This is a genomic window from Methanothermobacter sp. CaT2 (genome assembly GCF_000828575.1).
Lineage (GTDB): Archaea > Methanobacteriota > Methanobacteria > Methanobacteriales > Methanothermobacteraceae > Methanothermobacter.
On the sequence record NZ_AP011952.1, the window covers coordinates 350,207 to 363,658 of the forward strand.

General features: G+C 51.3%; 7 protein-coding genes. All 7 read left to right on the plus strand.

Annotated features, from left to right (window positions below; all coding sequences use genetic code 11):
• Positions 1-102: 102 nt before the first annotated feature.
• The 7 genes from MTCT_RS01935 (at position 103) to MTCT_RS09070 (ending at position 13,451) form a co-directional block, all read left to right on the plus strand.
• The gene (locus MTCT_RS01935; RefSeq protein ID WP_048175297.1) at positions 103-1,194 is read left to right on the plus strand and encodes a glycosyltransferase family 4 protein; all 1,092 of its coding nucleotides are present in this window, start codon (positions 103-105) and stop codon (positions 1,192-1,194) included.
• 283 nt (positions 1,195-1,477) lie between these two features.
• Positions 1,478-3,253 carry a magnesium chelatase subunit D family protein gene (locus MTCT_RS09125; protein ID WP_010876090.1) on the plus strand — a complete coding sequence of 592 codons (1,776 nt, stop codon included), beginning with the start codon at positions 1,478-1,480 and terminating at the stop codon, positions 3,251-3,253.
• Positions 3,254-3,301: 48 nt separating this feature from the next.
• The gene (locus tag MTCT_RS09065) at positions 3,302-3,853 is read left to right on the plus strand and encodes an MptD family putative ECF transporter S component (protein ID WP_052261154.1); all 552 of its coding nucleotides are present in this window, start codon (positions 3,302-3,304) and stop codon (positions 3,851-3,853) included.
• Between the two features lie 20 nt (positions 3,854-3,873).
• A complete protein-coding gene (locus MTCT_RS01950; protein ID WP_048060821.1) occupies positions 3,874-4,611 on the plus strand; it encodes a CbiQ family ECF transporter T component in 738 nt (245 codons plus the stop codon).
• On the plus strand, positions 4,612-6,054 hold the full coding sequence (locus MTCT_RS01955) for an ABC transporter ATP-binding protein (protein ID WP_010876093.1): 1,443 nt from the start codon (positions 4,612-4,614) through the stop codon (positions 6,052-6,054).
• 50 nt (positions 6,055-6,104) lie between these two features.
• Positions 6,105-9,659, plus strand: coding sequence for a cobaltochelatase subunit CobN (locus MTCT_RS01960; protein WP_052457307.1), 3,555 nt, complete (start codon positions 6,105-6,107; stop codon positions 9,657-9,659).
• Between the two features lie 195 nt (positions 9,660-9,854).
• Positions 9,855-13,451 carry a PAS domain S-box protein gene (locus MTCT_RS09070; protein ID WP_052457309.1) on the plus strand — a complete coding sequence of 1,199 codons (3,597 nt, stop codon included), beginning with the start codon at positions 9,855-9,857 and terminating at the stop codon, positions 13,449-13,451.
• Position 13,452: the final 1 nt, after the last annotated feature.

The following is a 13,452-nucleotide window of genomic DNA, read 5'->3' on the forward strand; positions in this document are numbered from 1 at the left end:
TAATACGAAGGTTTATAAGTTCCAGGGATTATAGGATTATTGCATTTTTTGACTTACTGTTATTCACACATGGATGAAGCACACCATCGGAGAGGTGTTATCTTGGTTAAGAGAGTTCTAATGATTTCAAATATGTATCCCGGTGAGGAGAACAGATCATTCGGCAGTTTCATTAAGGTTCACGTAGATACTTTCAGGCGTTATACCGATCTTGAGCAGTTTGTTGTTGTAAACACGGACCAGAGGAAGGGATTGCCACGGCTCATATACAAGTATGGATCCCTTCTGCTAAGATCAATCTGGTGTTCACTTCGGAGAAAATTTGATGTCATCCACGCCCACTACGTCTTTCCAACGGGCTTCATAGGTCTCATATGTCACTGGTTAACGGGCAGACCACTTGTGATAACGGCCCATGGCAGTGACGTGTATAACCTTGCAAGCAAAAATAAGCGGGTCTTTCGAGTTTCAAGGTTTGTCCTCAGGAGGGCCTCTGCAGTTATTGCTGTCAGCAGGGATATAAGGGACGAACTTGTAGACGAATTCGGTGTTGATGAAGAGAAGATACATATCATTAACATGGGGGTTGATACCAGCATATTCAGACCGATGGATAAGGAAGAATGTCGCAGGAGGCTTGGCCTACCCCTAGATAAGAGGATAGTCCTCTTCGTGGGTAACATAATACCTCGTAAGGGGGTCCTCTACCTCATCGAATCCCTTGAACATGTTAAATTCGATGATGTCCAGTGCATAATACTCGGAGCCCCCGTCGATAGGGAATACTTTGACACCGTAAAGAACAGACTTAATGAAATCGATGCTGATGTGAGATTCTTTGATGCGGTGCCCTACAGTGAAGTGGCAGTATGGATGAACGCTGCAGATGTCTTTGTATTACCCTCCAATGAGGAGGCCTTTGGGCTTGTTGCACTGGAAGCCCTTGCATGCGGGACTCCAACCATTGCAACTGCTGTTGGTGGTCTGAAAGAATTTATAAGGGACTCTGAGACAGGTTACAGTGTACCGATAGGAGATGCACTTGCCATTGCCGATAAGATAAACCATGTGCTGGATCCTGAAAACAGGGCTGAAGTCGAATCTATAAGGGAGAAGGGGCTTCAGGTGGCTGATTCATTCAGTACCGTAAAACAGGTGAAGAGAATACTCAGGGTTTACCGGGATGTTGCATGAGCCGTCCATCTGTTTTCATATCCAGCTGGATCCGGACTCTATAATGGCTCATCCTTTATTTTCTTAAACTTTGGAGATCTGGTCAGGGTTCAATCATTTCTTTTTAGCGGTGGCTTCATTTCATCACCTTTTAGAATGGGAGCCACAGTGGCGGTTACCCTTAACAGTATCCGCAACCCCGATATAGTATTACATTTTGCCCTTATTACTTAAATAAGTAATACTAATCTTTTTTTAGAAATTATTAAATAATCTAGGCGACAACCACTGAACCGGTGATAGCTTGGATAATCATTACTTCCCATTCACAGCCATCGTTGGACAGGAACTCCTCAAGAAGGCCCTCATCCTCAACGCCATAAACCCATCAATAGGCGGCGTCCTGATCAGGGGCGATAAGGGGACAGGTAAATCAACTGCAGTGAGATCACTGAGGGATGTACTCCCTGATAGGAAAATGGTGGAGGGCTGCAGGTTCGGATGCGACCCTGATGGAGCAGAAATATGCATGGAGTGCCGCAGAAAACTTGAGGAACAGGGTAGCCTGCCATCAAGACAGGTCAGGATGGAGGTGGTCGACCTCCCTGTATCCGCAACCGAGGATATGGTTGTGGGTTCACTGGACATAAAGAGGGCCCTCAGGGATGGAATAAAGGCCCTTGAGCCAGGCATACTTGCACGTGCCAACGGCAACATCCTCTACATCGATGAGGTCAACCTCCTTGATGACTACATAGTGAACGTCCTCCTCGATGCAGCAGCCATGGGCGTGAATATCATTGAAAGGGAGGGCATATCCATCCAGCATCCATCAAGGTTCATACTTGCAGGTACAATGAACCCTGAGGAGGGTGATCTCAGACCCCAGATACTTGACAGATTCGGCCTCAGTGTTGATGTGGAGGCAATAAAGGACCCTGATGAAAGAATTGAAGTCATAAAGCGTGCAATGAAGTTCCAGGAGGATCCAGAGTCCTTCCACTCAAGGTTCCGGAGGAAACAGGAGGAGCTCAGGGAGAAAATCATCAGGGCACGGAGTTTACTTGAGATGGTCGAGTTGGATGATGAGACCCTGGGCCTCATAGTTGAGATAGCAGCAGCCCTTGGCATCAGGACCCACAGGGCCGATATCATAACTGCAAGGACCGCGAGGGCACTGGCGGCATTCAACGGCAGGAGGAGGGTCACAGGGGATGATGTGATGGAGGCTGCGCTCCTTGCCATGAAGCACAGACTTAGACAGCTACCATTCCAGAGGCAACAGGAACTCAGCCAGGAGATTATAGAGGACATCATGAATGGCGAATTCGAGGATGACTCAGAGATTGACAGGGAACGGAGGCTGAGGCGTGACCTGAAGATCCCTGACCTGAAGGGATCCCTCCAGGGTCAGAGCAGTTCAACGGTAACCGGGAGGAGGGGTAAGTATGTCCGCGCCCGGGAGAACCCTGAACCATCCAGCGTGGCCGTTGATGCAACCCTGAGGAAGGCTGCTTCAGCTGGAACCGGAACCATAGAACCCGAACACCTCATGGAGAAGGTTCGGATCGGGAAATCCAGGGCACTCTACATAATCGTCCTTGACACCTCGTCATCAATGAGACTTGAGAGGAAGATAAAATTTGCAAAGACGGTCTCATGGCTGCTCCTGAGGGACTCCTATGAAAAGAGGAACAGGATAGCCCTCATAGCCTTCAGGGGATATGAGGCAAACCTGGTGGTTGAGCCCACATCGAATCTTGAGACCGTTGAGGAGGCCCTTGAGGGTCTCAGGTCAGGCGGGAGGACACCCCTCACACCGGCACTCAGACTGGCAGCTGAGGTTGCATCATCATCCAGCGATGAGGCATGCACAGCCGTTGTAATATCAGACGGCCGCTGCAACGTATTCATCAACTCCAACCTCGAGGAGGACATGAATATGCTTGAAACTGAACTGAGGAACCTGAACCTTTTATTCGTTAATGCAGAACCCGAGAAGAGGAGCCTGGGTATACTTGAGGACATGGCGTCACGCTTTGGCTCTGAAATCTTCTACCTTGATGATATACTGATCTAGGACTTTGGGAGTTTATGAAAAAACATGACACGCATGGAGGTGTGATTGTTGTTTAGATTCAGAGATTTCACAACAGCTGATCTGGCCTTCACGGGCCTCATAATAGCCCTGATGTACATCGTTCAGACGGTGACCATCCTTGGTGTTGCAGCCATAACACCTGTGGATGCATTCAAGTCGATTGCATCCGCCTTCTTTGTCTGCATCGTCATAAGCGTTGGACTTGCAAAGGTGGGAAAGATAGGCACCTTCACCCTGATAGGCCTTGTTAACGGGATAATCTGTGGACTCATAATGCCCGCATTCCTTCCCCTACTACCCGCGACCTTCCTGGGAGGCCTTGCAGCGGATGCCGCCGTCGGGTTGAAATACGGCGTCTACTCTTCAAGGAATTCCCTTCTAGTGGGCTGTGGTGTTGATAAGTTCATCGAGACCCTCGTCATCCTCACGGTTCCCTTCCTCTTCGGGTTCTCCAGCTTCATGCTGGCACCGGCACTGATAATCATATCTGCCATAACAGTATCTGTCCTTGGAATGCTGGGTGCCCTTGTGGGTTACGGTATCATAAATGAGCTCAGAAGGGCCGGCGCCCTGGATTAATGTCTCATGGAGGTCTTTCATTGGACCTTAAGGCCGTGTTCTCACCATTCACATCAACCCCTGAGGGGTTCCTTGTGGAGGTAAACCCCCTCTCAAAGCTCACTGTGGTGGTATCCGCCACGCTACTGTCTACATTCATATCAGACCTGACTCTCCTGATAATCATGGGAGTCATTTTCACGGCACTGATAGCCCATTCAGGGTCCCTGAGGTTTGCAGCACCCTTCCTCTCATTCATCATCCTTTTCTGGCTGGTTTCCCTTGCCATTATCATGGTGCTCTCAGGTAACCCACACACCATGGGATTTCTGAGCCTCTTCTTCGCCCGTTTCTTCATAATATCAGCGGCAGGACTATCCTTTGCATTCACTACCGAGCCTCAGAAGCTTGCAGAGTCCCTCAGATCCGTCAGAATCCCCGGGGAGATAGTTTTCACACTCACAGTCGCCCTCAGATACATACCGGCCCTTGCAGTGGAGGCCTCCTCCATATGGGACTCCCTCAAACTCAGGACCAGTCTTTCAGGATCTTCCATCATCAGGAGGCCTTCCCTCCTCTACAGGGGACTCATAATACCCATGATAATAAGGACTGTGAAGATTTCAGATGAGGTGGCCATCGCTGCAGAGACCAGGGGCTTTAACCCTCGTGAAGGTCCCGTAGGGAGTCTCATGTTAAGCGGGAGGGATATCACCTTTTTAGCATTCTTCACTGTTATCTTCGCATCCCTCGTGATAATGGATGGGGCGGTGGTCTGATTGGACGCAATCCTCCTTGATGGTGTGAGCTACCGGTACCCCAATCAGGAGCGGCTGGCCCTCAGGGACGTCAGCTTAAGGGTTAAAAGGGGTGAATCGGTCTTCATCACAGGAAGAAGTGGGAGTGGAAAATCAACCCTTGCAAGGGCAGTAACTGCGGTGATACCCTCCATGATGGGAGGGGAGATGGATGGAACAGTCAGGGTGATGGGCAGGGACACAGACTCCCTCACCCCCGGGGACCTTGCAGCGGATGTTGGATACGTCTTCCAGAATCCTGAGTCCCAGTTCTTCACATTGAATGTTAATTCGGAGGTATCCCTGGGGCCAGATACCCTCCAGCTGGATAAACGTGAGGAACGCGTGGAGGATGCGCTCCGGAGGGTTGGTATGGAGCATAAGAGGCATGAAAGCGTTTTCAACCTCTCAGAGGGTGAGAAGCAGAGGGTTGCAATAGCATCACAGCTCTCCATGTCCCCTGAAATCCTCCTCATGGATGAGCCAACATCCAACCTGGATCAGGGATCCACCGATGACCTTTTCAGCATCCTCAAAAACCTTAGGGATAAAACACTGATCCTGATTGACCACAGAACTTACAGGGTCCCTGAGGTCTTTGACAGGGTCGTGGTGATGGATGAGGGCATGATCGTTGAGGAGACAGACACTGATAACCTCCTGGACCCTGAATTCAGGGAAAGGTACGGTCTGAGGTCTCCATCTCCAGGTTTCAATCAGAGGTCCTGTGGAGGGCGCGGTCTGAGGCCTTTCTTTCAGGTTTCCACCCATCCTGAAACGAAACAGGACCCTGTACTGAGGGTAATGAACATCTCCCACACCCAGGGAGACTTCAGGCTCGATGGTGTTAACCTGGATCTCTGGAGGGGCGAGGTCCTGGGATTGACTGGCCCGAATGGCTCTGGAAAGACGACCCTTGCAAGGCTGATTGTGGGACTCATAGAGCCGGAGATGGGTGAGATCAGGGTTGAGGGCACCGCCGGTCTTGTGATGCAGGACCCGGACCATCAGCTGTTCATGGATACTGTGAAGAGGGAGATAACCTTCGGTCTGGATGATTATTCTGATGGGGATGTTGAGGACCTCCTTGAGACCATGAAGCTCCATCAGCTGATGGAGAGACACCCCCATTCACTCAGCGGCGGTGAAAAGCAGAGAACACTCATATCCGTTTATCTCTTCAGAAAACCAGATCTCATAATAATGGATGAGCCAACGACGGGCATGGACCTTGATAACATGAAAAGACTTGCAGGGTGGATAGGTAAACTGAAGGGAATGGGGGTGGCCATGATTCTGATCTCCCATGACCTGGAGTTCCTTCAGATGGTTGCAGACCGGACGATCATGATGGATAACGGTGCCCTGGTCCTCCCGGATCATGAAGTAGCGGGCGCTGATTCAGTATCAACATGTTTGAGGTGACTGATAATGAAGAAAGTGGTATTCACTGTGGTGATGGGTGGTGGTTACTTATGAAGAGGATACTTGCTGTTACCACCATGAACAACACGGCCTCACTGAAGGAGGCGCTGACCAGGATAAGGGAGGAACATGGGGACATTGTAAGCATAACTAAGGTCTACCTTGAGAAATATGAGGACCCCCGCGTCCCCATGGACGACGTGGCTGAATACATCGATGAATCCGACATAATACTCGTGGATATAAGGGGTAACGAGAGGATAGGGAGGGAACTCCCGGGCATCCTCAGGGACAGGGATAAGACAGTCATATCCCTGGTGTGGGGGAGCAACCACATACTTTCCCTGACATCCATGGGCAAACTTGATCTTGGTGAACTCGTTGCAGCGGCACCTGGAAGGATAGATTCACTTGTAAGGGAGAGGGACCTTGAAGCCATACTCGAACTGCATGGGTCAGATGAGATCAGGGATGACCTCAAGAGATGGTTCCAGGCCATGGACTACTATGGGGCCGGCGACCCCGACAACCTCATGAACCTGATACTCTTCCTCCTGGACAGCTACACAGACCTGGAGGTTCCCTTCGAGGACCCGGTGGAGATGCCGCCCTACGGGCTCTACCTCCCCTTCAGGGGATTCTACAGGGACCTGGAGTCCTACAGGCGGGCTTCAAACTTCAACCCGGAGCTCCCAACAGTTGGCATGCTCTTCTATTCAGGGATGCACTTCGATGACACGAGACCCCTGGTTGAGGAACTCTACAGTCGCCTCCATGGAAATGTGAACTGCACCGTGGTCTTCTCGGACGTCGAGAACAACCTGAGGGCCATCGAGGAGTACATGGGGGACGTGGACCTCTTTGTCAACATGCAGTACTTCCAGCTGAACCGGGGCCCCCTGGGCGGCGACCCTGAGGCCACAAGGAGGCTCCTGAGGAGGATAGGCGCCCCATACCTCATCTGCCTGAGGGGCTATGAGACAGACCTCGACGAATGGGAGGCAGGTGGTGATGGCCTCAACCCGATGGAGATAGTTCTTGGCATAACACTCCCTGAACTTGACGGAGGCTTTGAACCGGTATTCACGGCGGGTATGAGGACTCTCAATGACCCCGACCTGGGGGAGGTGAGGGTTGTTGACGTGGTGCCAGAGCGCATGGACAGATTCGCTGCAAGGATACTCAACTGGCTGAAGCTGAGGACAATGGAGAACCATGAGAAGAGGATAGGGATAATCCTCTATGACTACCCTCCGGGGGAGGCCAACCTTGGAAACGCGGGCTACCTTGACGTATTTGAAAGCCTGGAGGTTTTCCTCAGGAGGCTGAGGGAGAGGGGATACAGTGTGAGGATACCTGATGAACCCATCAAGGATATTCTCATGAGGGAGGGACTCATCAACAGTCCATCCTACCATGAATATGGCGGCCAGAGGATCCCCCTCAGTGATTACCTGGAATTTTTCAGTCGTCTGCCAGAGAGGATCCAGGATGATGTGAGGGCAAGGTGGGGCGAACCACCGGGGGAGCTGATGGTTGATGGTGATGACATCATCATCCCGGTGACTGAACTGGGCTCGGTCTACCTGTGCATACAGCCCTCCCGCGGGATCATGGAGACCGACAGCTACCATAGCAGGGATAATCCACCCCACCACCAGTACCTGGCCTTCTACGCCTACCTCAATTCACTGGGACTTGACGCCATCATCCACTTCGGGATGCACGGGACCCTTGAGTTTCTGCCCGGAAGGGAGACCGCCCTGGGGGCTGAATGCTACCCTGACCTGCTCCTGGGGGAGCTCCCCAACATATACCTTTACTGGGCAGGTAACACCTCAGAGTCGACCATAGCAAGAAGAAGAACCTACGCCCTCCCGGTGGCACATGCGTCACCACCTGTGAGGCAGTCTGACCTCTACGGTGACTACCTGGTACTGGAAGAACTCATCGACCAGTGGCATGGGGACCCTGATGATGGGTTGAGGGATGAAATAATTGAGAGGGCCTCACAGCTTAACCTGAGGGGGGATATCCCTGAGATTGAGTCTGAACTCTTCAGGATGAAAAGGCGACTGATACCAAGGGGCCTTCACATAATGGACTCAGAGTGGGACCCCAATGACATGGTCAGCTACCTCCTCGGTGTACTCAGATTTGACAGGGAATACCCCTCCATCCATTCAATGGTGGCAGAGAAGCTTGGACTGGATTACAGGGGTTCAATGGATACAGCCACAGGATGGGAGATTGAGAGGCACGCGGCTGAGGCTTTGAAGAGGATACTAACAGGGAAGTCAGTGGATCTTCCCCCTGAATACGTTGAATGGGTGCGTAGCTTATCTGAGCGTTGTGACTTCAGGGGTGAAAGCAGGGGCCTCCTTGAGGCACTTGAGGGAAGGTATGTGAACCCCTCCAGGGGCGGAGACCCAATCAGGGACCCTGAGGTATACCCGACAGGCTACTCCATGCACGCCTTTGACCCCATGAAGATACCGGCACCCCTGGCCGAATCAAGGGGCAGGCTTGCAGCCAGAAAACTCCTTGAGGACTACCTGGAGGAAAATGGGAGGTACCCCGAGACCGTTGCAGTGGTTCTATGGGGATTCGAAACCCTTAAAACAGGTGGAGATACCATTTCAATGATCCTGGAACTCCTGGGGGTGCGCATAAACAGGAAGTATGGTCCATGGGCAAAGAACATAGATGTCATACCCCTCAATGAGCTTGGAAGACCCAGGGTTGATGTCCTGGTGAACATCTGCGGCATATTCAGGGACACACTCGGATCCCAGATTGAGATACTTAACAGGGCCTTCAAAACTGTTGCAGGTCTTGACGAGGACCCTGAGGATAATTACATCCTGAAACACAACCTTGAGGATGGAGAGGTGAAGGTCCCCCCGAGGATATTCGGACCTGGACCAGCGGAGTATGCCAGCAGCATCCCTGATATCATAGGAGGTGGTGCCTGGGATCAGGAGGATGAACTGGCAGCAGCCTACCTGGGGGAGATGTGTTACGCCTATCTCCCGGATTCTGTGAGAGAGGCACCGGATGAATTCAGGAGGAACCTCCAGAGGGTTGAGCTCGTGGCCCAGGAGAGGGATAACGTGGAGTATGAGGTGACAGACCTTGACCATTACTATGAATTCATGGGCGGCCTCACCTCCTCGGTGCGGAGCCTGGGGGGTTCCTGCAGCGTCAGGGTCGTGGATTCAACTGAGGATGAAATCTACGTTGAGGGCCTTGATGAGGTTATAGGGAGGGCTGCAAGGTGCAGAATCCTCAATCCGGTCTGGCTGGATGGGATGCTCGCCCATGACCACCATGGTGCCAAGAACATCAAGGACCGGGTGGAACACCTCCTGGGATTCTCTGCAACGACCGGTGCAGTGGATAACTGGGTCTATGATGATGTTGCAGAAACCCTGATCCTTGATGATGAGATGAGGAGGAGGATCTCAGAGAACAACCCCTATGCGGCTGTGAGGATGGGTGAGATACTCCTTGAAACAGCTGAGAGGGGTTACTGGGATGCCCCCGATGAGACCCTTAACAGGATCAGGGAGGTTCTTCTTGGCCTTGAATATGAGCTTGAATAGGAAGTTTGGTAGCTCCGCATTGTTAGCCTGGATTGAAATTATACGGTTGTAGCAGAATATGGACCCGGAAAGGATATCCTGCACAGAAACCGGCCCCACTGCACACATAATCAACCACAATGGTTTACAGATATACATTCAACTTTTTTCTTTCAATAAAAAAATTAATATAATAGAAAAAATAATATAATATCCATGCCATCTGCCCTTGTCGTTGAGGACGAGGCTGTAACCTCCCTTGAACTTTCAAGGCTCCTGGAATCCTGGGGGTATGAGACTGTCACTGTAAGGACCGGGGAGGATGCCATTGAAACCGCGCTGAGGATGAAACCCGACGTCATCCTCATGGACATAGTACTCCCCTCAGATGTGGATGGAGTCACAGCAGCAAGGGCCATAAAGAAGGAGATGGACATCCCCCTGATTTTCATAACAGCCTACTCCAGCAGGGAGGTATTTGAGAGGGCAGCCGAGGTTGAACCTGAGGCCTACCTCCTCAAGCCCTTCAACTCCCGGGAACTTGGCTACGCAATGGAACTTGCAATCTACAAGAACCGGATCCAGAACCTGCTCTCACATACCAGCAGGAGGTACCAGGAGATACTGGAAACCACAGGTGAGGGTGTCTGCGTATTCAATGCTGATGGAAGCATCCAGTACTGCAATGAGAGGATGGCTGACCTCCTCTCCATGAGAAGGGACGAGATTATCGGAAGGAAGATATTTGATTTTATACATCCCTCTGACAGGGAGACCATGGAGCGAATCCTTGATTCATGCAGAAGGGGATCCTCGGGTGAACATGAACTCCGTTTCAGGACGGATGACGGGACAAGGTGGGTGATACTCTCAGGTCACCCCCTCATTGAATCCTCCGGCTTCAGGGGAGGATTCTGCATGTTCAGGGATATAACGCCCCAGAAAATGCTTGAGAGGACGCTGAGGAGGAACAACAGCTGCCTCAGACTTCTAAGCAGGATCAACCGCCAGGCAGCCATCTCAGCCACCCCTCAGGAATTGATGGAAGGGGTTTCCGGGATCCTGATGGAGGCCAGATACTCAGGAGCATCCTTCAGGGAATCTGATGGAACCGTGATTGCAGGGGAGGGTGAAAAAAGAGTATCACCACTCCGGCCAGGCATCATCGCCGGGGAGGATACCTCAACTGCAGTCATTGAACTTGAAGATTGCAGCAAACCCCTTTACCTTGTGGTCTCAGCCCCCAGGATGATTGACGATGAGGAGCTGGGCTTCCTCAGGGAGATAGCATCCAGCACAGCCGGTGCCCTCAGGAGGATGGACTCTGAGCAGAGGATGAATGATATTTCCTCAAGGTACCGGGAACTCTTTGAGAATGCAGGTGATGCAATATTCCTGATGAAGGACTTCAGGATAATAGGATGTAACAGCAGGGCCCTTGAACTATTCGGGGGAGATGAGGAAGACATACTGGGCAGAAAACCATGGGAGCTATCACCTGAGTACCAGCACCATGGTAAGTCCTCAGAAATTGCCCGGAAACTTATTGAGAGGGCAATGAATGGCGAAAAATGCGAGTTCACATGGATCCACAGGAAGATCAGCGGTGAGACATTCCCGACAAGGGTGGTCCTCAGCAGATCAGGTGACATTGTGATGGGCATTGTCAGGGACATGACTGAACTCTACAGGGCCCACAGGAAGTTAAAGGAGGAGCACAGAAAGTTCAGGGACCTGCTGGAGTCCATACCCGACCCTACCTTCGCCCTGGATACCCGTGGAAGGGTGATAGCCTGGAACCGTGAGATTGAGAGACTCACAGGCGTGAAAAAGGAGGAAATCCTCGGGAGGGGTAACAGGGTCTACGCAGTTCCGTTCTATGGCAGGAGGACGCCGGGGCTCCTTGAATTCCTGCTGAACCCTGGAAGGGCCCCTTCAAGGTACCGCAACATCAGCAGGGAGGGTAATGCAATCTATGCAGAGGTCCATGTTGAGCACATGGGCAGGCACTTCCAGCTCAAGGCATCCCCGATCTGTGATGCGGAGGATAGAACCGTGGGGGCCATAGAGATACTGAGGGACGTTACAGATTACATTGAAACCAAGGAGAAACTCAGAAGATCAAAGAACCGTTACAGGGCAATATTTGAGAACAGGGCCACCCCCACAGCCATCACAGACCGGGAGTGGAATATCACAGGGACAAACAGGGTCTTCAGGGAACTCTTCGGTGTTGATGAGGGCTTCAATTTAAGGGACCTGCTGGACCAGGATGAACTTCAGAAACTTGAGAAACTCCGGGAATCCCAGAGGGCGCTGATAAGGATGAAGGGGGTCAGGGGAAACCTCCATGTCATGGTCCACAGGGGTGATCTTCCAGATTCAGGTCAGATGATCCTGAGCTTCAATGACATAACAAAACTCAGGGAGTCCCAGCGGAAACTGAGGGATGAACTCCGTGTTAGAAGGGTCCTCAGTGAAATCTACCCACAAGCGGTCTCAACTGATAATCTGGTGGAATTCACAGAGTACATACTCGATGCTACATGCAAAGTTACAGGCGCAGATGGAGGAATCATAAGACTGAGAAATGGGGAGACAATCACCATCACAGAAGGGATGGAACCCACTGAAGAGGTTCCAGACCTTGAGGGACTCTCAGAGGATGGTAAAATGATCCGCATAACCTCCTCCTCTGCAGATATGAGCTCAGAGTTCATACTCAGGGGCAGCAGCTTCAGCAAAGCGGATCTCAGGGCTGTCAGGCACATCTCACAGTACTATATGCTGGCTGTAAAGCAGATCAGCTACAGGAGGAGGATGAATGAGCACTGGAACCACCTCAGGCTCATAAATATCATACTCAAGCTGGCTGATACAGAAGACCCTGAATTATTCCTCAGGGGAGTCCTTGATTTCATAATCAGATGCCCTGAATTCAATGGGGGATCAGCATACCTTGACCCAGATTTAAAGGTTGAGAGGGGATTGATACCTCCAGACAGCATTCCAGATACAGAAGGTGTCAGGGTGGATGGAGAAATCATTGAGATACCCCTGAGTGTGGATGGGGCTGTAAGGGGTGTCTTAAGGCTCCAGGCAGCATACAGTGACGTTAAAGAAAAAACTGAGTTCCTGGAGGTACTTGGAGGGGAAATATCCGATGGTCTGCAGAGGATAACCATGCGAAATCAGCTCAGGGAATCCCTCCGTGAGAAGGAGGTCCTGCTGAGGGAGATACACCACCGGGTCAAGAACAACCTCCAGATAGTGGCAAGTCTGCTGTCCCTCCAGACAGCATATACAGACAACCAGGAGACCCTCAATGTCCTCAGGGATAGCCAGATGAGGGTCAGGGCCATGGCAGTTGCCCATGAGAAGATATACAGGTCAAGCAGCCTCTCCATGATAAATGTTGGAGACTACCTCAGGGCAATTGCAGAGGAGATGACCACCCTGCAGTCCACCGGTGGCCTCCTTGTGGATCTCGATGTCCACTATGATGATATAATGGCTGAGATGGACAGGTGCATCCCCCTGGGCCTGATAACCAATGAGATAATCTCCAATTCAATCAAACACGCCTTCACAGGGGACAGAGGCAGGATAGTGATCTCACTCAAGAGGGAGGATGATCTTGGTATCCTTGAAATATCAGATAACGGCAGGGGGCTCCCTGAGGACTTTAACATTGATGAACTGGAATCACTCGGAATGCAGCTTGTATCAAACCTTGTGATGCAGATTGGGGGTGAACTGGAATATGGAAACAGGGATGGCGCATTCTTCAGGATCACGTTCCCACTTGAATGAA